We start from the raw sequence: 16,655 nt of genomic DNA on the forward strand, positions 1-16,655 counted from the left end.
AGGGGAGGGTACGATCATGGAATCCGCAATTCCTCTGCATCTCGAGACCCAGCGCACGCGCCACAAGCGCGTGCCGGACGATTACCAGCCGCCATATCCGTCGTTCGTGGCGCGCTACAAGCCCGCCGTAAGCCGCGTCGTGATGGCCTATTTCGGTGTGCAGTATCGCGACGCGGCGCCGTCGGCTGCGACGGCGGCACTCGCCGAGATCGCGGCGCGGTTTGCTGCCGAGGGCGGGCCTTCGCATTGGGACCGCGCCCGCTACGTCGACCGCGCCGGTTATGAGACCGTCGTGTCGGTTGCCTATTGGGACGACGTCGCGCGCTTCGACGCATGGTTCGCGCCGGCACGCGAGGCGTGGACAGTGAAGGCGCGCGAGGGCATCGGCACCTTCATCGAGGTGCTGCGTCCCACGGTCGCCCGGCACGAGACGCTGTTCTCCTCGCTCGACCGGCCCGAGGGCGTGGCCGCAGTCGCCGACGGCATGAGCGGCGAGGTGCAGGAGCACGCCTATTGGGGCGGCATGCGCGATCGCATTCCGCTGTCGCAGACCGATCCGATGACGCCGGGCGGCGCGCCGGAATTGATCCGCGACGGCGCGCGGCTGCGGGTGAAGGCGCACGACAATCTCTGCCTGATCCGCTCCGGGCAGGACTGGAGCGATACGGAGGCGTCGGAGCGCAAGCTCTATCTCGACGATGTCGAGCCGGTGCTACGCGAGGGCATGGATTTCCTGCGCGACGACGGGCTAGCCATCGGCTGCTACGCGAACCGCTACATGCAGGTACTTTCGGCCGCCGGCAGCGTGAGCGAAAAGTCCTACGGCCAGAGTTGGTGGAAGAGCCTCGCCGCACTTGAGCGCTGGGCGGAGTCGCATCCGACCCACGTCAAGATATTCGGCGCGGCGATGAAATACCTGTCGACGCTCGGGCCGTCGGCAAAGCTACGGCTCTATCACGAGGTTACGGTGGCGGCCGCGGACGAGCAGTTCTTCGAATATCTGAACTGCCATTCGAAGACCGGCATGCTGGCGGCGGTCGAGACCGTCAGCGCCTAGGCTGCGCAGTGGCCGAGCAGTTCGGGATGCGCGGCGCAGATGTGATGCGCGCCGGCATCCCGCAGCTCGGCCTCGCTGCCATAGCCATAGAGCACGCCGATCGCGGTCATGCCGTTGGTGCGGGCGCCGACCACGTCGTGGCTGCGGTCGCCGATCATGATCGCGCTGACGGGATCGACCTTCGCTTCGACGAGCGCGTAGCGCAGCAGGTCGCGCTTGTCGACACGCGTGCCGTCGAGCTCGGAGCCGAACACGCGCTCGAAATACGGTTTCAGGCCGAAATGATCGACGATGCGGGTGGCGTAGACCGCGGGCTTGCTGGTGGCGACGAACATGCGCTGGCCGGTTGCGGCGATCGTCGTCAGCGTGTCGATGATGCCGGCATAGGCCTCGTTCTCGAACAGGCCGATATCGGCAAATCGCTCGCGATAAAGCAGTAGCGCGCGGTCGGCGAGCTCGTCGCTTTCGGTGAGCTTCTTCAGGCTGGCGTGCAGGGGCGGCCCGATGCACCAGGTCAGCTCGTCCTCGCTCGGCACGGCAAGGTCGAGCCGCTCCAGCGCGTATTGGATTGAGCGGGTGATCCCGGGCTTCGGGTTGGTCAGCGTGCCGTCGAGATCGAAGAAGATTGTAGCCATGCCAGTCGTGCCCGTGTTGATACCGCCGTTGTTTGACCTAAACGACGCGGCTGCTCAAGGCAACGCCGCCGCGTCGATGTCGCGTACCGTTTTAAAGCTCGCTATTGGCAGGGCATAAGCGTAGAGTCCTGCGATCACCGCCCTTCCCATGGCATCCATCGGTGACTGAGGGTCACTAGCGCTCCCGCCGAACGAGGAGGAGCGCGCATGCCTCGCTTTAATCTGGCCGACTGGATCGTGCCGCCGGTGATCGTCCCGCTGTTTCTGTTGCTCCTGGTGGCCGCTGCGGCTTTTCTGCATGGATAGGACGCCGCTCCAATATCTGGTGAGCGGACGCGATCAAAGCGGCTATGTCAGCCTGGCCCGCACCACGACGGCCGCCGCCCTGAAGAAGGCGAGGGAGCTGTTGCAGGAAGGCTATGTCGACGTGCGGATATGCACGCCGCAGGGCCGGGTTCTGCTGTCTGACGAGTTCGACCAGTTCGAGGCATGAGGAACGCAGGGGCGTCAAACGGCGCGCCCGGATCCTCCGCGAGGAACGATACCCGTATGAAAATGCTTATTGTCGCATTGGCGCTTGGCACATTCGTGCAAAGTGCAGTCGCCAAAGAGCCGGACTGCCGCGCGATCGAGAGCACGAGCGGACGGCTTGCCTGCTACGACGCTGCGTTTCCGCCGAAAGCGAAGCAACCCACTGCTGCCGAACAAGACGCAGCGCGGGCTGCCTACAAGGACCCGTTCATTGCGGAAGAGGCCAGAACCGCAGCGAAGCTGAAGAATATCTGTCGCGGCTGTTGAGGTTTGCAATCAAGCAGCGCGTGGCAGAGGTGACGGACGACAGAATTCGCCGGCGCGTCCGCCCGCCGTGCACGCTCCGACATCAAGCGAAATCATAGAGGTGCCGACATGACGCCGCTCCGCCGTATCGCCGTGATCGGCAACTCGCTGCCTCGACGATGCGGAATTGCGACCTATACGACCGACCTGAAGAACGCGATATCGATTTCGCGCCAGGATCTGGAGACCTGCATCGTGGCAATGACCGATCGCGGTCAAGCCTATGATTATCCTCCGGCGGTCGCGTTCCAGATCAAGGACGGCAATATCGAAGACTACATGCGGGCCGCGGATTTCCTCAATGCCGGCCGGTTCGATGCCGTGTGTTTGCAGCACGAGTTCGGGATTTTCGGTGGTGAGGCCGGGGCCCATATCCTCGTGCTGTTGTCCCGCCTTGCCATGCCGGTGGTGACGACGTTCCATACCGTGCTCGCCGATCCGACATCTGCGCAGCGGACGGTCATGGAGCGCATCGTCGAGGCGTCGTCGAAGGTCGTGGTGATGGCCAATAAGGGCCGCGAACTGCTGCGCGACGTCTACCGAGTGGCTGACGACAAGATCGAGGTCATCGCCCACGGCATTCCGGATGTCGCCTTCGTCGAGCCCGATGCAGCGAAGGCCAAGCTTGGATTTGAGCAAAAATCGGTCATCCTGACATTCGGCCTGTTGTCACCGAACAAGGGCATCGAAATCATGATCGACGCCTTGCCGTCGATTCTGAAGCGCTGCGCGAATGCGGTGTATGTCGTGCTTGGCGCAACGCACCCCAACCTGGTCCGAAACCAGGGCGAGGCCTATCGCGAGAGCCTGATGGCGCGGGTGCGCGAACTCGGAATTGATGACCACGTGGTGTTCTTCGACCGGTTCGCCGATCTCGCCACGCTGCTCGAATTCATCTCGATGTGCGACGTCTATGTCACGCCCTATCTCAACGAAGCCCAGATGACGTCGGGAACCCTGGCCTACAGCTTCGGACTGGGGAAGCCAGTCGTCTCGACGCCTTACTGGCACGCCCGCGAGCTGCTTGCCGACGGGTGCGGCGTGCTGGTGCCTTTCAGCGACGCCGCGGCGATCGGCAACGAGATCGCAGGCCTGCTGACCGACGACGCCCGCCGGCAGGCGATGTCGCGGCGCGCCTATGCGGCGAGCCGGATGATGACATGGGAACGGGTGGCCGAGCGCTACGTGTCCGTCTTCGAGAATGTACGGCAAGGCCATCGGCTTAAACTCTTCGCGTGCTCGGAGATGAATATGCCGGAGCCACGTAGCCCCGCATCGCCCGATATGCAGATCGGCCATTTCCTGTCGATGTGCGATGATGTCGGCCTGTTCCAGCATGCGGTCCATTCGGTGCCGGATCGCGCGCACGGCTATTGCGTCGACGACAATGCCCGAGCGCTGCTTCTGGCCTGCGCCCTCAATGGTCCAGGTGAACAGCCGCTGTCCGAAATCCTGACGAGCCGGTTTGCGGCATTCGTGCAGCACGCCTGGAATCCCGACACCGGGCAATTTCGCAACTTCATGGGGTTCAATCGAACCTGGCTTGAGGACAGAGGGTCGGAAGACAGTCACGGGCGGACGCTATGGGCTTTGGGCGAGGCTGCACGCAGAGACGCCAGCCCGGCCCGGCGCCTGTGGGCCGCTGCTTTGTTCGCCCAGGCATTGTCGATCGCTGCGAGCTTTCGTTCGCCCCGCGCATGGGCATTCATGCTGCTGGGCTTGGACGCCTATTGCGCTGTGGCTCCGGACGATCTCCACGCCAGGGACGTCCGGCATTCCCTTGCCGGCAGGTTGATGGCGTGTCTGGCGTCGGTCGAGACGTCGGACTGGGTGTGGTTTGAGGAAGGGCTGGCCTACGACAACGCGCGGCTGCCGCAGGCGTTGATCCTCACAGGCATGGCGACGCAGGCGCCCCAATATCTCGATGCCGGATTGAGGTCTCTGCGCTGGCTCATGACGCAGCAGACGACCGCGGCAGGGCATTTCCGGCCGGTCGGCACCGCCGGCTTCGGCGAGCGGCGGCAACGTCCCCGTGCGTTTGATCAGCAGCCCGTGGAGGCAACGGCGACGATCGCCGCCTGCCTCGCCGCGTGGCGTGCCGATGGCGATGCCGAATGGAAAGCCATGGCAACTCGAGCCTTCGCCTGGTTCCTTGGCAGCAACGATCTCTCAGTGGCGCTGGTCGATCCGCTCACTGGCAGTTGCCGGGATGGTTTGCACGCTGATCGCGCCAACGAAAACCGCGGGGGCGAGTCCGTTGTTTGCTATCTCCTCGGGCTTGCTGAGATGCGCCAGCTTGCGCGCGTCAACCCGAGCTTGACGAGGCCCACAGCCTTGCGCGCCGTGAGCGCCTGAACTTCATCTTTTCATTCAGCACGCCGAGGATACCGTGTCACAAGCTTCTTTCCTGAACCGGCAGGGGCTTAATCTGCGCCCCGATCCAGCGCGAGTCATCGTGCGACCCTTCAAGCCGGCAACCGAACCCCGCGACCTGAACCCGACCGACAAGATGCGTGCAAATCATATCGTCGACCGGGTTCTGGCGCTCAGTTCGGAGGCCGTTGCAGTTCAGCTTGCGGATGTGCTCGACAATTTCCAGGGGCGACATCGTAACCTCCTGGAGCGGTTCGAGACCCGAGCGGATGAAATGGAGGACGCTTTCGCCACGCATGGCGTCTTCTCGAAGACGCAGCGCCAGCTGATTGGTGCCTATTTTCTCAGTGAGTATTCGTTCGAAGCCTCTGCCTTGTTCAACCCCAGCATCGTCCCGCACCCCGATCAATCGGGAGCACCGAACGGAGGTTCGCGATTCATCGTCAGCCTCCGGGCCATCGGCGAGGGGCATGTGTCGTCACTGACGTTTCGAACCGGAACGATTGCGGCTGACGGAAGCCTGGCCGTCGATCCGACGGCGCGCCTTGCCTCGGTCCCCCGGATCAGCCATCGCGTATCCGGATCGGACGGCGACCGTGTGGAATTGGTGTTCAGGCCCGAGGAAGACCTCAGCGAGCGGGTCATCTTTCCCGTGACCGAATCCCAATCCAACGGGATCGAGGATGCGCGCTTTGTCAAATTCAACGACGGCGATCGGGAGATCTACTACGCGACCTATACGGCCTATAGCGGACGGGCGATCCGGTCTGAATTGATCGAGACCAGCGACTTCATGTCGTTTCGACTAACGCCTTTGCGGGGGGCTGCAGCCCACAACAAGGGCATGGCGCTGTTCCCACGCAAGATCGACGGCCGCTATGCCATGATCGCGCGACAGGACAATGAGAACCTGTATCTGGTCTATTCGGACGACCTCTACACATGGGAGGGCGGCCGGGTGCTTTTGAAACCGCAATTTCCCTGGGAGTTCGTCCAGATCGGCAATTGCGGGGCGCCCATCGAACTTGACGAAGGTTGGCTGCTGCTGACGCACGGTGTCGGCCCGATCCGGAAATACTCGATCGGAGCGGCTCTGCTCGACAAGCGCGACCCGTCCAGGGTGCTGGCTCGCTCGGCCGAACCGCTGTTGCGGCCTGAACCGTCCGAGCGCGAAGGGTATGTCCCCAACGTCGTCTATACCTGCGGTGCGATGAGGCACAATGACCAGATCATCCTGCCATATGCCGTGTCGGACACCTTCTCCAGCTTTGCAACGATCAGGATTTCCGCGCTCATCGAAGCGATGCGCGGCTGAGCGCGGTTGTCGCGGTCGTTGACGTCAACTCCGTGTGTCAACAGGTCAGAGGTGCCGTCATGGTCCGCGAAACAACCTACGTGGTGCAGGCGTTCAACGCCGGCAAGGGTGGAAATCTGAAGGCCGACTCTCCCATCGTCTGCAAGTCGGAAAGCGGCGCGCTGCGCACGGCGGAGAGACTGGCCTTGAGCAAACTCGGCGTCGTCGCGTTCTCGTCCAGCGGCGATCCCGAAATGGGTGACTATGACGATGAGCCTACGGTGTTCTTCCGAAAGGGCGAGCTTCCGGCTGGTTTCGACTGAGGCCCTGATCGTGGTCGAGCAGATATTGGCGGAGAGGCACAGATGAACGAGCGACTGGACATATTGAAGAAGGCCCGCGATCGAATGATCGAGGACAGGGACACGCATGCGAAGGTGCTGGCCGCTCCCTTTGATCGCGACAATGCCGAGCGAGCACGGAACAAGTTTGTCGAGCTTCAAACGCTGATCGATGCCCTGGACCGCGCAATCAGCGCAGAAAAGCCGGCCTCGGCATAGGACCGAAGCGAGTGAAGGGCGGGACTGGCGGACATTTCAACGCAGCACCGCTGTGGCAAGCCGGCGGCCGCCACGGCTCGCCCTATTGCTGTCTCGCCCATTCGACGATCGCCGCGGCATCGGCGCCCGCCTGCGTCTCCCATGTGGCGATCGCGGGCGTTGCCGCTTTCCGGAGCGCGGCGACGAGGGATGCCGGCGCCGGCTCGGCGATGCGGACGCCGTTGTCGCGCATGCGCGCATAATTTTCGATGGTGCGATGGGTCAATAGCGCGAATTGGCTTTGCTCGGTCTCGGCCGCCGCGGCCAGGACCTCGCGCTGCACCGGCTCGGACAGTTCGGCAAATGCGTCGCTGCGGACGAAGGCGATCGAGACCGGCATCGCGTAGTTGATCGCTGTGAAGTAGGGCAGGAAGTCCCAGAGCTTGCGTCCCGCGCCGCCGTCGCCGGAGGTCAGGAACGCATTCAGCCGGTGCTCCCTGAGGCCAGCGAGTGCCGCGTCCATCGGCAGGAACTGTGCATTCGCGCCGGCCGCGCGCATGACCTCGCCGGAGTTGGCGTCGTAGGCCCGCAAATTCAGTCTCGGCAGGGCGTCGGCGCCTTCCAGCGCATGGTCCGACCAGAGGCCCGTGGCCGGCCAGATCGTGACGTAGAGCAGCTTCAGGCCGCGCGCCGCGAGCGCCTTCTCGTAGAGCGGGCGCGCCCGCAGATTGGTGGCGCGGGCGAGGTCGACGGACTGCACCAGAAAGGGCAGGGTGGACAATCCGAGCACCGGGTCGAGGCCCGAAAGCGCGCCCGCGAAGGCGTCGCCGCCGGCGATGCGACCATCCAGCGCGGCGCGCGGCATTTCGCCCGAGTTGATCTTGAGCTCGTTGTCGAAAGCGCTAGCCCGCCCTATTCGTGAGAGCGCGGTATTTTGGTCCGACTGGTGCATCCGCACACCTCCGCTGACGAGGCGCACAGGATTGCCTTCGGCTTTTCACCGCCTGACGACCGGTACTTTGCAACGCGCTTGAGGGATGGGTTGGGTGAACGCGGGCGGACGCCCCACCGGTCAAGGACCGAGCGGCAGCAGCGCGCCGGGCAAGCTGCGGATCAGGTCGGCTTCGGGACATGCCGCGGCGAACGCAAGGCGAATGCGGCTCTTGGTCTCGACAACCCGGGCGGCGATTTTCAAGAGCCGAAGACGCAGCGTCGCGAACTCGGCAGTGGCCAATTCCCGGACTTTGGGAATGGCGTCGCGCACGGTCAGCATCAGCCAATAAGCGGCGGTATGGAGAACGAGGCGGACTTGATTGGCGAGCGCCGAACGGCAACTGGTGCGATCGGAGGCGAGCTGCGTCTTATGCAGCTTGATCAGATTCTCGGCTTGGCCGCGCGCGCAATACAGGCTGTCGTAGATCCACTCGGCCGAGCCGACATCGAGGCTGGTGACGACGAAGCGGATGTCGAGGCCGAGCATCGTCGCCTCAATACGGGCGACGGTGCGCCGTTCGCGATCCCAGGACTTTGCCTTGTGGCGCGTCTCGGTATAGCCGCGCAGAACAGCTAGGTTCTCGATGGCGCGTCGGGTGCGGATATCGTCGGCGACCTCGTCGACTTTTCTGGCGAGCGGCCTGGTACCGGACAGACCGAAGATGTAGTCGATGCCGTTGTTCTCGCACCACGTCATCGCCTCCGGCCGAGCATAGTGCCCGTCGCCACGGAACGTAATTCGCGTCTTGTGCCATCGCGTGCGGATGTGCCGCACCAGGCGGCGCAGATGGGCACGCACCTCGACCCCGCCAGGCGTCTTGCCGGGCCGCAGCACGACCGCCACGGGCCGGCTCTTCTCCGTGTCGTAGACGTGGATCGGCAGGAAGCAGCGTTCGTCATAATGAGCGTTGAACAGCGAGAGTTGCTGATGGCCGTGGACGACATCGCAGGTGTCGTCAATGTCGAGCGTGACGGATGCAGGCTCGCACGGATAGCTATCCATCCATGCATCGACCAGGGTGTAGGTCAGGCGGATCACGTCGCGCAGGCGGGGAGCATTCTCCAGCCGCGACAGCGTCGGTTGGGAACACAGATCGCGACCGCTGTCTGGTAGCCGTCCACAGGCCAGCTTGAATGCGGGATCGGACCGCAGATGATCGAGGTCATCGGCGTCCTCGTAGCCGCAGCAGATCGCGAACATGCGAGCGCGAAACATATCGACAAGGCTGTGCACGACCCGCGTCGGATCGCGCCGATCCGGGAACACCCGGGCCAAATTGTTGGCCAAACCGAGACGTCGCTCGGCCATCGCAAGAAGCATCACGCCCCCGTTCGAGGTCAGCCGACCGCCATCGAAGGCAGCTGTGACTTTCTTGGCGTGAACGGCTGGAAACGAGAAGGGTAGACTCGTATCATCGGTCATGGCGGGCGTGGCGTTCGCGGTGGAAGGTGATGGGGTTGGCTTCGCAACCGAATCCTACGCTTCATCAGCGCTTTACACCACGCTCGCCAGCCTCTCAGGCGCCCTCTGACGAATAAGACGGGCTAGCTACGGTCACGAAACCGTTTGTGCGCGCCGCGACGCGATCGGCGAAACTGGTGAGCCCGATCCCGGAAATGTTGTTTTGCGGATATTCCGTGGTCATCCGCCAGTTGACTTGCGCCATGGCGGGCGCGGCGGACAGGACGAGGGCTAGGAGGACGAGGATCGCGCGGATCCCCTGGGCGGGGCAGCGCATTGGGAGAAGCGGGTCAAACAGCATATATTGGCAACTCGTCGAACCATGGCACGATGCCACAACATGGCAGATCATCTTGTTGCATGCCGCGCCGGAGCACGCCACAGCGATGCTTGGGCACGGCTGACGCGAACTGCATCACTAATCATCGCCGCACTGCTCGTCTCGGCGACACGGGTGGCGGCGTGGGACAGTTCGCCCGCGAAGACCAATATTGCTGTCCCCAGCGTCGAGGAGCTTGCGATGCCACCGGCGAATCCGGTCGCTGCGCGCGAGAGCGATACGCGGGAATCGATCTGCCTGATCGTCGAGGCCGCCGCACGGGATGCCAATCTGCCGCTGGAATTCTTCGCCCGCGTGATCTGGCAGGAAAGCCGATTCCAGGCCGATGCCGTGGGACCCATGACGCGCAGCGGCGAGCATGCGCAGGGGATCGCGCAGTTCATGCCGGGCACTGCGAGCGAGCGCGGGCTGCTCAATCCCTTCAACCCGGTGCAGGCGCTGCCGAAGTCGGCCGAATTTTTGAACGAGCTGCGCAACCAGTTCGGCAATCTCGGTCTGGCCGCGGCCGCCTATAACGCCGGGCCGCGCCGGGTGCAGGAATGGCTCGCCGGCACCGGCGGCATGCCGGAGCAGACGCGCAACTACGTCTATGCCATCACCGGCACGAGCGTTGACGCGTGGGCCAAGGCGGGAGCGACCGGCAAGGGACCGCCGAGTTCGCCGCCGACGAGCTGCCGCGATCTCATGGCGCTTCTGAAGCGCGCGCCGAATGCCTTCGTCGCCGAGCTCGAGCAGCATGTGGAGCTCGCCGCCGCAAAGGTCTGGGGCGTACAGCTCGCTGCCGGCTTCGACCGCAACAGGGCGCTGGCGATGTATTCCCGCGCCGTCACGCGGCTGACCGCGGTGATTGGCGAGCGCGATCCGAGCCTGCTAAGCTCGGTGATGCGCAGCCGCGGTACGCGCGCGTTCTACCAGGTGCGCATCGGCGCGGACACGCGCAGCGAGGCGGATGATCTGTGCAACCGTATCCGCAAGGCCGGCGGTGCCTGCTTCGTGCTGAAGAACCGGGGTGTGAGCGGGTAGGCGCGTCTGCCCGCGCGCGCATGCCAGCCCCGCCGCGCGCTTCCTTGACGCCGGCCACGGCATTGCCCGTTATGCAGGCACGATTCCGCAATCCGGCCAAAGACTCCCGTGGCGCTTCCTCCGCTCGATTCCCCTCAATGGCAAAGTTCCTGGCGCGCCTTTACGTGGGGGCTGCGTTCGATCACGCAGACGATCCTCACGCTTGTCCTGTTCGCGACCTATCTCGGCATCGGCGCGCTCGCCCATGACACCCATTTCAGCCTGCTCTGGGCGCTCTGCTCGACGCTGTTCGTCTGGGCGGGCCCCGCGCAGATCATTCTGATCACCACGCTCGGCTCCGGCGCGACCATCATCCAATCGGCGATCGCGGTCACCGTCAGCGCGATCCGGCTGTTTCCTATGGTGGTCTCGGTGCTGCCCCTGATGCGCACGCCGACGACCAAGCGGCGCGAGCTGTTCTTCGCCGCGCATCTTACGGCGGTGACACTGTGGGTCGAATGCCATCGCTTCCTGCCGCAGGTGCCGCGCGAGCGGCGCATCGCCTTCGTCAACGGACTTGGTTTTGGTCTGGTCTCCGTGTGTCTCACCGCCAACACGGTCGGCTATTTCCTTGCCGCCAACTTGACGCAGACGCTCGGCGCCGCGATCCTGATGCTGACGCCGCTGTCGTTCCTGTTCTCGACCGCGCGCAACAGCCGGGAGGCCGCCGACATCGTCGCGCTGACGCTCGGGGTTCTGCTCTATCCGTTAGCGGCGAAGATGAACTCCGGGCTCGACATTCTCGTCAGCGGTTTGGTGGCCGGCACGATCGCCTATGGCGTGCATTGGTGGCGGGAGGTGCGCGCATGAGCTTTGCGCAGCTCATCGGTGACTGGCACGCACTCGTCGTGCTGTTCGTTGCGGGCGTTGTTCCCAACCAGATATGGCGCATGCTCGGCCTGTGGTTCGGCGGTGGCATCGACGAGGGCTCGGAGCTGCTGGTCTGGGTGAGGGCGGTCGCCACCGCGATCCTGGCCGGCGTCATCGCCCAGATCGTGGTGGAGCCGCCGGGGGCGCTCGCCAGCGTGCCGGACGTCTTGCGCTATGGCGCGGTCGGCGCAGGCCTCGTCGCCTTCCTGCTGACCCGCCGCTCGATCTTCGCAGGCGTGGTGACAGGCGAAGTCTTCATGCTGGCCGGAAAGTGGTGGTTAGGCTAAAACCACCGGCGAACAGCAAGGAACGGGAAATATGGTTCGCGAAAACGAGCTCCGCGAGGGCGAGGTCGCCATCGAGTTGCCGTCGACGGAGGATGCCGGCCTCGTCTTCATCGGCCGCATCCGCACGCCCTGGACCTCGCGGATGGAGACGCCGCGACAGGGGCGTCAGGACGGCCCGGTGTGCCGGCTCGAGATCTTCGAGCCGTTCGTGCCGGCCATCAAGGGCGTCGATTTCTACAGCAATCTTGAAGTGCTCTACTGGCTCGACAAGTCGCGCCGCGACATCGTCCTGCAAAGCCCGAAGAACAACGAGAAGACCCGCGGCACGTTTTCGCTGCGCTCGCCGGTCCGACCCAACCCGATCGGCACCTCGATCGTCAAGCTGGTCGGCATCGAGGGCAATGCCATTCTCGTGCGCGGGCTCGACTGCATCGACAACACGCCGCTGATCGACATCAAGCCAGATCGTTGCGAATTTACGCCGCTGGCGGCCCCGCAGGCAGGGGATTTCCAGACGGAGTGAGGGGCGCGCCGCCCTGACCTCGTCATTGCGAGGAGCTCTTGCGACGAAGCAATCCAGACTGTTTCCGCGGAGGCAGTCTGGATTCCTTCGCTGCGCTCGCAATGACGGAGTGTACCTGGCGCTATCCCGCCTTCAGCGCCGCGATCAGCTTGGCCGCATTCTCTTCCAGGACCTTGACGTCTTCCTTGCGGCTGGCGGGCGGCAGCATGGCCACGCCGTCGTGGCGCGGCATCACGTGCATGTGGAGATGAAACACCACCTGGCCGCCGGCGGGCTCGTTGAACTGCTGCACGGTGATGCCGTCGGCCTCGAACGCTTTCATCGCAGCGGCCGCGATCTTGTGCGCGCCCCGGGCGACGTGGGCGTAGTCGTCAGGCTTGATGTCGAGGATGTTGCGGGCAGGGGCCTTCGGGATCACCAGCGTATGGCCCGATACCCGCGGCATGATGTCGAGGAAGGCAAACACATGCTCGTCCTCATAGACCTTGTGGCAGGAAAACTCGCCGCGCAGGATCTTCGCGAAGATGTTGTTGGGGTCGTAGGCGGTCATGGCGGCGGCTCCTCGAATTTTGCGCTTACTGTCATCAGCCGTGGCAAACCGTCAAGGCGCCTCGTCGACGCCTTTGCGGAACGGGCCGAGCTCGGCCAGCTCCCGTCCGGCCTCGGCGACATAGGCGCGCTCGCGCTTGAGGTAATCGTCGATGGCGCGGCGCAGGCCGGGATCGGCGATGAAGTGGGCGGAATGGGTCGTCCGCGGCAGGTAGCCGCGCGCGATCTTGTGCTCGCCCTGCGCGCCGGCCTCGACGTTGTCGAGGCCGTGTTTGATCGCGAAATCGATCGCCTGATAGTAGCAAACCTCGAAATGCAGGAACGGATGATGCTCGACCGCGCCCCAGTTGCGGCCGAACAGCGTATCCGAGCCGATGAAGTTGATCGCGCCCGCGATCCAGCGGCCGTTGCGGCGGGCCATCACCAGCAACACGTCTTGGCTCATGGTCTCGCCGATCAGCGAGAAGAATTCGCGCGTGAGATAAGGCCGGCCCCATTTGCGCGAGCCGGTCTCCATGTAGAATTCGAAGAAGGCGTCCCAGGCATCCTCGGTGATGTCGCTGCCGGCGAGCCAGTGGATGGTGATGCCGCCGGCAAGCGCATCGCGCCGCTCGCGCTTGATCGATTTGCGGTGGCGCGAATTGAGCGTGGTGAGGAAATCGTCGAAGGTCGCAAATCCCTCGTTGCGCCAGTGGAACTGCTGATCGGTGCGCTGGAGGAATCCGTGCCGGGCGAGCCGTTTCCACTCCGCCTCACGCGCGAAGGTCACGTGCACCGAGGAGGCCTTGCTGACGCCGCACAGCGCCACCAGGCCGCTCGCCAGCGCCTCCGCGATGCGCTCGCGATCGACGCCGTCGCGGACCAGCAGCCGGGGCCCTGTGGCCGGGGTGAAGGGAACCGAGACCTGGAGCTTCGGATAGTACCGTCCACCGGCGCGCTCATAGGCGTCCGCCCAGCCGCGGTCGAACACGTACTCGCCTTGGGAATGCGATTTCAGATAGCAGGGCACGACCCCGGCGACGCGGCCATCGACCTTGGCCACCAGATGCCGCGGCCCCCAGCCGGTGCGGATGGTTGCTGAACCCGATTTCTCAATTGCGGATAAAAACGCGTGCGAGACGAAAGGGTTATAGGCGGGTTTTGAGAGGCCGAGGGAATCGCCTGGAAGCCCGGATGAAGTTCCCGCGCCATGCCCGTTGCAAGCCTTGTCGGGATTGGCACATGCGTCCCAATCCTCGGCAGATACCTCGCCAATCGAGGGTACAGCCTCGAGTGTGATTTCAGATGATGCCATCTTGCCCAAGATCGTGCATTGCAGCAGCGACTTCAAGAGGCGGGAACCGAGCTCTCTCGTGCCCCGGACGCGCCGCAGCGCGCAGCGGTGCGATGCAGAGCCGGGGCCCATCTCTCTGCATAGCGTGCCGCCTTCGGGGTCCCGGCTCTGCGCAGCAACGCTGCGCATTGCGGCGCGTCCGGGACACGAGAGCGAGCGCTGTGCAACGGGCGGAGCCCTACGGAACGAACCCCTCAAAGATCATCTGATCCGCATATTGCCCGACCCGCGTCCGCTGCTCCGGGGTGCGCACGGTCCAGCCGAGCAGGGCGCAGCCGAGGACGTTGCGGGCGATCCAGGGGGCGGGGGCCGGCAGGTGGTCGACCTTGAAGGCGACGAAGTGCGGCTGGGTCTGAAAGCCGTGGCGCAGATACAGCATGCTGTCGCGCTGCGCCTGCGTCAGCTTCGCCCAGTACTCGTCCTCGTAGGTCCGCTGCGCAACGATGCCGCGCGGGCGGGACGGCAACAGCTCACGCAGCGCCAGCACCTGGTCGGGATCGAACGACATGCCGACGGCGGGCCCCTGATAGGACGCCAGCACCTCGGCCATCCGCTTCACCAGCTTGCGGTCGCCGCCAAAATGGCTCTTCACCTCGATCACCAGCGGCACGCGGCCGGCGACCATGGCGCAGAGGTCGGACAGCGACATCATCCGCTCGTCCGTGTCCTTGAACTTGACCGCCTTCAGCTCGGCCGCGGTCTTCTCGACCACCTCGCCGGTGGCCTCGGTGAGGCGGCCGAGCGCGTGGTCGTGATGCACCATGGCCTCGCCATCGGCGGAGAGCTGGATGTCGACCTCGATCGAGAAATTGCCCGCGATCGCAGCCTGCACCGCGCCCGGCATGTTCTCGACGACACCGCGGGAAATGTCATGCAGGCCGCGATGGGCGACCGGCCGGGCTGTCAGCCAATCAGGAGCGCGCAACGCCGTCAGCTCCGTGTCAGGCGACCTCGAACACGCCTTCGACCTCGACCGCCGCATCCGCGGGCAGCGAGGCGACGCCGACGGTGGTGCGGGCATGGCGGCCCTTGTCACCGAAGGCGGCGACCATCAGGTCGGAGGCGCCGTTGAGCACCTTCGGCCCGTCCAGGAAGTCGGGCGCCGAGTTGATGAAGCCACCGAGGCGCACCACGCGCACGACCTTGTCGAGGTCGCCGAGCGCCGCCTTGACCTGGGCCAGCAGGTTGACGGCGCAGCCGCGCGCCGCCGCGGCACCGTCCTCGATCGAAACGCCGGCACCGAGCTTGCCCTTGGCGATCAGCTTGCCGGCGGGGTCGAAACAGACCTGGCCGGAGACGAACAGCAGGTTACCGGTGCGCACGAACGGAACGTAATTGGCGACAGGGGTAGGGGCCTCGTGCAGCTTGATGCCCTGTTCCGCCAGTTTCTGCTCGACCGTGCCCGCCATGTTCGACCTCGTTGTCCAAATTTCATCCGCCCGGCTGCGTCCATTTGGCGGCCGGGCGCGCCCTGTTTCGCCCATCGTGCCGTCACATGCAAGCAACCGGAGCGACTGCATTTTGTTGTGGCCAGGCAGCAGGTTCAAGGCGGGGGCCGCAACTTTACGTGAAACGGCCTCAGTTGCGACGCAATGGAACGGTCATTAAAATGTCGAATCTGCGCTTTCCCCAGGGATGACACATGGTGCACCTTTTCCGGACTTCGCTTGGTGTGATGGCGCTCGCGGCGGCTGCTTTCGGTGCAGGCGGTGAAGCGCAGGCGGCCAGCGGTCCGTTCCTTGCGCACCAGGCGCTCTATGACCTCAGCCTGGTCAAATCGCGCTCCAACTCGGTCAACAGCGCGCGCGGCCGCATCCTCTACAATTTTACGGGAAGTTCGTGCGAGGGCTACACCTCCGAATTCCGCCAGGTCTCCGAGCTCGACAGCGGCGAGGGCAAGATCACGCTGAGCGACCTCCGCTCGAACTCCTGGGAGGACGCCGCGGGAAAAAGCTACCGCTTCAAGATCGAGACGCGGATGAACGAGGCCGACGCCGGCCGGGTCGACGGTTCGGCCGAACGCGACGGCGACCACATCAACGTCAAGCTGAAGCTGCCGGCGCCGAAGAGCTTCACCCTCGACGGCAAGATCGTGTTCCCGACCGAGCAGATCCAGCGCATCATTGCCGCCGCCAAGGATGGCAAGTCGCTGCTCGAGCTGTCGGTGTATGACGGCTCCGACGACGGCCAGAAGGTCTACAACACGCTGACCGTGATCGGTCAGCCGATTCCCGCCGACCGCACTGCTTCGCCCGATGCATCGACCACGGACGAGCACATGAAGTCGCTCAAGCGCTGGCCGGTTACCGTCAGCTATTTCGACCGCGAGTCCCAGCAGAAGGAAGGCGAGCAGACGCCGGTCTACGCGATGGCGTTCGAGCTCTACGAAAACGGCGTTTCGCGCCAACTCGTGCTCGATTACAACGATTTCGTGATTTCCGGCGCGATGGGCAAGTTCGACGCGAAGGACAGCAAGCCCTGCAATTGAGGGGCGAGGCTAG

Annotated in this window: 20 protein-coding genes; 12 read left to right on the top strand and 8 right to left on the bottom strand. The window is 64.4% G+C overall.

Annotated elements, in window-relative coordinates:
• Positions 1-16 precede the first annotated feature (16 nt).
• Positions 17-1,057, top strand: coding sequence for a phenylacetaldoxime dehydratase family protein (locus HAP41_RS21515; protein WP_166097122.1), 1,041 nt, complete (start codon positions 17-19; stop codon positions 1,055-1,057).
• Here the strand turns inward: HAP41_RS21515 and HAP41_RS21520 are convergent.
• Positions 1,054-1,692 (bottom strand): HAD family hydrolase, encoded by a 639-nt coding sequence (locus tag HAP41_RS21520; RefSeq protein WP_166097121.1) that lies wholly within the window; start codon positions 1,690-1,692, stop codon positions 1,054-1,056. The two genes, HAP41_RS21515 and HAP41_RS21520, sit on opposite strands and share 4 nt — an antisense overlap.
• A 298-nt stretch (positions 1,693-1,990) precedes the next feature.
• On the opposite strand from HAP41_RS21520, the gene HAP41_RS21525 reads away from it, so the two are divergent.
• The 6 genes from HAP41_RS21525 to HAP41_RS21555 all read left to right on the top strand — a co-directional run bounded on the left by HAP41_RS21525 (position 1,991) and on the right by HAP41_RS21555 (position 6,756).
• The gene (locus HAP41_RS21525; RefSeq protein WP_063982774.1) at positions 1,991-2,185 is read left to right on the top strand and encodes a hypothetical protein; all 195 of its coding nucleotides are present in this window, start codon (positions 1,991-1,993) and stop codon (positions 2,183-2,185) included.
• A 56-nt stretch (positions 2,186-2,241) separates the two neighbouring features.
• The gene (locus HAP41_RS21530; protein ID WP_071913045.1) at positions 2,242-2,490 is read left to right on the top strand and encodes a type VI secretion system-associated protein TagO; all 249 of its coding nucleotides are present in this window, start codon (positions 2,242-2,244) and stop codon (positions 2,488-2,490) included.
• A gap of 108 nt (positions 2,491-2,598) precedes the next feature.
• Complete coding sequence (locus HAP41_RS21535; protein WP_166097120.1) at positions 2,599-4,884, top strand: glycosyltransferase family 4 protein; 2,286 nt, start codon at positions 2,599-2,601, stop codon at positions 4,882-4,884.
• Positions 4,885-4,918: 34 nt separating this feature from the next.
• Entirely contained in the window at positions 4,919-6,217 is a 1,299-nt protein-coding gene (locus HAP41_RS21545) for a glycoside hydrolase family 130 protein (protein WP_166097119.1), read from the top strand.
• Positions 6,218-6,276: 59 nt separating this feature from the next.
• A complete protein-coding gene (locus tag HAP41_RS21550; protein ID WP_063982778.1) occupies positions 6,277-6,519 on the top strand; it encodes a hypothetical protein in 243 nt (80 codons plus the stop codon).
• Between the two features lie 42 nt (positions 6,520-6,561).
• Positions 6,562-6,756: a hypothetical protein gene (locus HAP41_RS21555; protein ID WP_063982779.1), complete on the top strand. Its 195-nt coding sequence runs from the start codon at positions 6,562-6,564 to the stop codon at positions 6,754-6,756.
• 82 nt (positions 6,757-6,838) lie between these two features.
• Here the strand turns inward: HAP41_RS21555 and HAP41_RS21560 are convergent, their stop codons facing one another.
• From HAP41_RS21560 to HAP41_RS21570, 3 genes are all read right to left on the bottom strand, one after another.
• Positions 6,839-7,687 carry a TRAP transporter substrate-binding protein gene (locus HAP41_RS21560; protein ID WP_224580782.1) on the bottom strand — a complete coding sequence of 283 codons (849 nt, stop codon included), beginning with the start codon at positions 7,685-7,687 and terminating at the stop codon, positions 6,839-6,841.
• A gap of 120 nt (positions 7,688-7,807) precedes the next feature.
• A complete protein-coding gene (locus HAP41_RS21565) occupies positions 7,808-9,151 on the bottom strand; it encodes an IS1380 family transposase (RefSeq protein WP_166091063.1) in 1,344 nt (447 codons plus the stop codon).
• Positions 9,152-9,245: 94 nt separating this feature from the next.
• On the bottom strand, positions 9,246-9,491 hold the full coding sequence (locus tag HAP41_RS21570; protein WP_224580781.1) for a hypothetical protein: 246 nt from the start codon (positions 9,489-9,491) through the stop codon (positions 9,246-9,248).
• 219 nt (positions 9,492-9,710) lie between these two features.
• Here HAP41_RS21570 and HAP41_RS21575 point away from each other — a divergent pair, with 219 nt between their 5' ends.
• From HAP41_RS21575 to tsaA, 4 genes are all read left to right on the top strand, one after another.
• Entirely contained in the window at positions 9,711-10,553 is an 843-nt protein-coding gene (locus HAP41_RS21575) for a transglycosylase SLT domain-containing protein (protein WP_414643254.1), read from the top strand.
• Between the two features lie 108 nt (positions 10,554-10,661).
• Entirely contained in the window at positions 10,662-11,402 is a 741-nt protein-coding gene (locus HAP41_RS21580; RefSeq protein WP_166097118.1) for an AzlC family ABC transporter permease, read from the top strand.
• Positions 11,399-11,749: an AzlD domain-containing protein gene (locus tag HAP41_RS21585; protein ID WP_063982782.1), complete on the top strand. Its 351-nt coding sequence runs from the start codon at positions 11,399-11,401 to the stop codon at positions 11,747-11,749. The genes HAP41_RS21580 and HAP41_RS21585 overlap by 4 nt, the downstream gene beginning before the upstream one ends.
• A 31-nt stretch (positions 11,750-11,780) precedes the next feature.
• The gene (gene tsaA / locus HAP41_RS21590; protein WP_014494668.1) at positions 11,781-12,272 is read left to right on the top strand and encodes a tRNA (N6-threonylcarbamoyladenosine(37)-N6)-methyltransferase TrmO; all 492 of its coding nucleotides are present in this window, start codon (positions 11,781-11,783) and stop codon (positions 12,270-12,272) included.
• A 121-nt stretch (positions 12,273-12,393) separates the two neighbouring features.
• On the opposite strand, the gene HAP41_RS21595 is transcribed toward tsaA, so the two are convergent.
• From HAP41_RS21595 to HAP41_RS21610, 4 genes are all read right to left on the bottom strand, one after another.
• Positions 12,394-12,822, bottom strand: a complete 429-nt coding sequence (locus tag HAP41_RS21595; RefSeq protein ID WP_063982784.1) for an HIT domain-containing protein — start codon at positions 12,820-12,822, stop codon at positions 12,394-12,396.
• Between the two features lie 51 nt (positions 12,823-12,873).
• Positions 12,874-14,115 carry a GNAT family N-acetyltransferase gene (locus HAP41_RS21600; protein ID WP_166097117.1) on the bottom strand — a complete coding sequence of 414 codons (1,242 nt, stop codon included), beginning with the start codon at positions 14,113-14,115 and terminating at the stop codon, positions 12,874-12,876.
• Positions 14,116-14,332: 217 nt separating this feature from the next.
• The gene (locus tag HAP41_RS21605) at positions 14,333-15,079 is read right to left on the bottom strand and encodes a glycerophosphodiester phosphodiesterase (RefSeq protein WP_063982786.1); all 747 of its coding nucleotides are present in this window, start codon (positions 15,077-15,079) and stop codon (positions 14,333-14,335) included.
• Between the two features lie 16 nt (positions 15,080-15,095).
• Complete coding sequence (locus HAP41_RS21610; protein WP_014494672.1) at positions 15,096-15,563, bottom strand: RidA family protein; 468 nt, start codon at positions 15,561-15,563, stop codon at positions 15,096-15,098.
• 233 nt (positions 15,564-15,796) lie between these two features.
• On the opposite strand from HAP41_RS21610, the gene HAP41_RS21615 reads away from it, so the two are divergent.
• Positions 15,797-16,642, top strand: a complete 846-nt coding sequence (locus HAP41_RS21615; protein ID WP_166097116.1) for a cell envelope integrity EipB family protein — start codon at positions 15,797-15,799, stop codon at positions 16,640-16,642.
• Positions 16,643-16,655 lie beyond the last annotated feature (13 nt).

Source organism: Bradyrhizobium barranii subsp. apii, from assembly GCF_011516635.5.
In the GTDB taxonomy this organism is placed as follows: Bacteria; Pseudomonadota; Alphaproteobacteria; order Rhizobiales; family Xanthobacteraceae; genus Bradyrhizobium; species Bradyrhizobium barranii.

Coding starts and splice junctions, on each gene's coding strand:
- HAP41_RS21515 (WP_166097122.1), top strand. CDS start 17: ATGGAATCCGCAATTCCTCTGCATCTCGAGACCCAGCGCACGCGCCAC.
- HAP41_RS21520 (WP_166097121.1), bottom strand. CDS start 1,692: ATGGCTACAATCTTCTTCGATCTCGACGGCACGCTGACCAACCCGAAG.
- HAP41_RS21525 (WP_063982774.1), top strand. CDS start 1,991: ATGGATAGGACGCCGCTCCAATATCTGGTGAGCGGACGCGATCAAAGC.
- HAP41_RS21530 (WP_071913045.1), top strand. CDS start 2,242: ATGAAAATGCTTATTGTCGCATTGGCGCTTGGCACATTCGTGCAAAGT.
- HAP41_RS21535 (WP_166097120.1), top strand. CDS start 2,599: ATGACGCCGCTCCGCCGTATCGCCGTGATCGGCAACTCGCTGCCTCGA.
- HAP41_RS21550 (WP_063982778.1), top strand. CDS start 6,277: ATGGTCCGCGAAACAACCTACGTGGTGCAGGCGTTCAACGCCGGCAAG.
- HAP41_RS21555 (WP_063982779.1), top strand. CDS start 6,562: ATGAACGAGCGACTGGACATATTGAAGAAGGCCCGCGATCGAATGATC.
- HAP41_RS21560 (WP_224580782.1), bottom strand. CDS start 7,687: ATGCACCAGTCGGACCAAAATACCGCGCTCTCACGAATAGGGCGGGCT.
- HAP41_RS21565 (WP_166091063.1), bottom strand. CDS start 9,151: ATGACCGATGATACGAGTCTACCCTTCTCGTTTCCAGCCGTTCACGCC.
- HAP41_RS21570 (WP_224580781.1), bottom strand. CDS start 9,491: ATGCTGTTTGACCCGCTTCTCCCAATGCGCTGCCCCGCCCAGGGGATC.
- HAP41_RS21575 (WP_414643254.1), top strand. CDS start 9,711: ATGCCACCGGCGAATCCGGTCGCTGCGCGCGAGAGCGATACGCGGGAA.
- HAP41_RS21585 (WP_063982782.1), top strand. CDS start 11,399: ATGAGCTTTGCGCAGCTCATCGGTGACTGGCACGCACTCGTCGTGCTG.
- tsaA (WP_014494668.1), top strand. CDS start 11,781: ATGGTTCGCGAAAACGAGCTCCGCGAGGGCGAGGTCGCCATCGAGTTG.
- HAP41_RS21595 (WP_063982784.1), bottom strand. CDS start 12,822: ATGACCGCCTACGACCCCAACAACATCTTCGCGAAGATCCTGCGCGGC.
- HAP41_RS21600 (WP_166097117.1), bottom strand. CDS start 14,115: ATGGCATCATCTGAAATCACACTCGAGGCTGTACCCTCGATTGGCGAG.
- HAP41_RS21610 (WP_014494672.1), bottom strand. CDS start 15,563: ATGGCGGGCACGGTCGAGCAGAAACTGGCGGAACAGGGCATCAAGCTG.
- HAP41_RS21615 (WP_166097116.1), top strand. CDS start 15,797: ATGGTGCACCTTTTCCGGACTTCGCTTGGTGTGATGGCGCTCGCGGCG.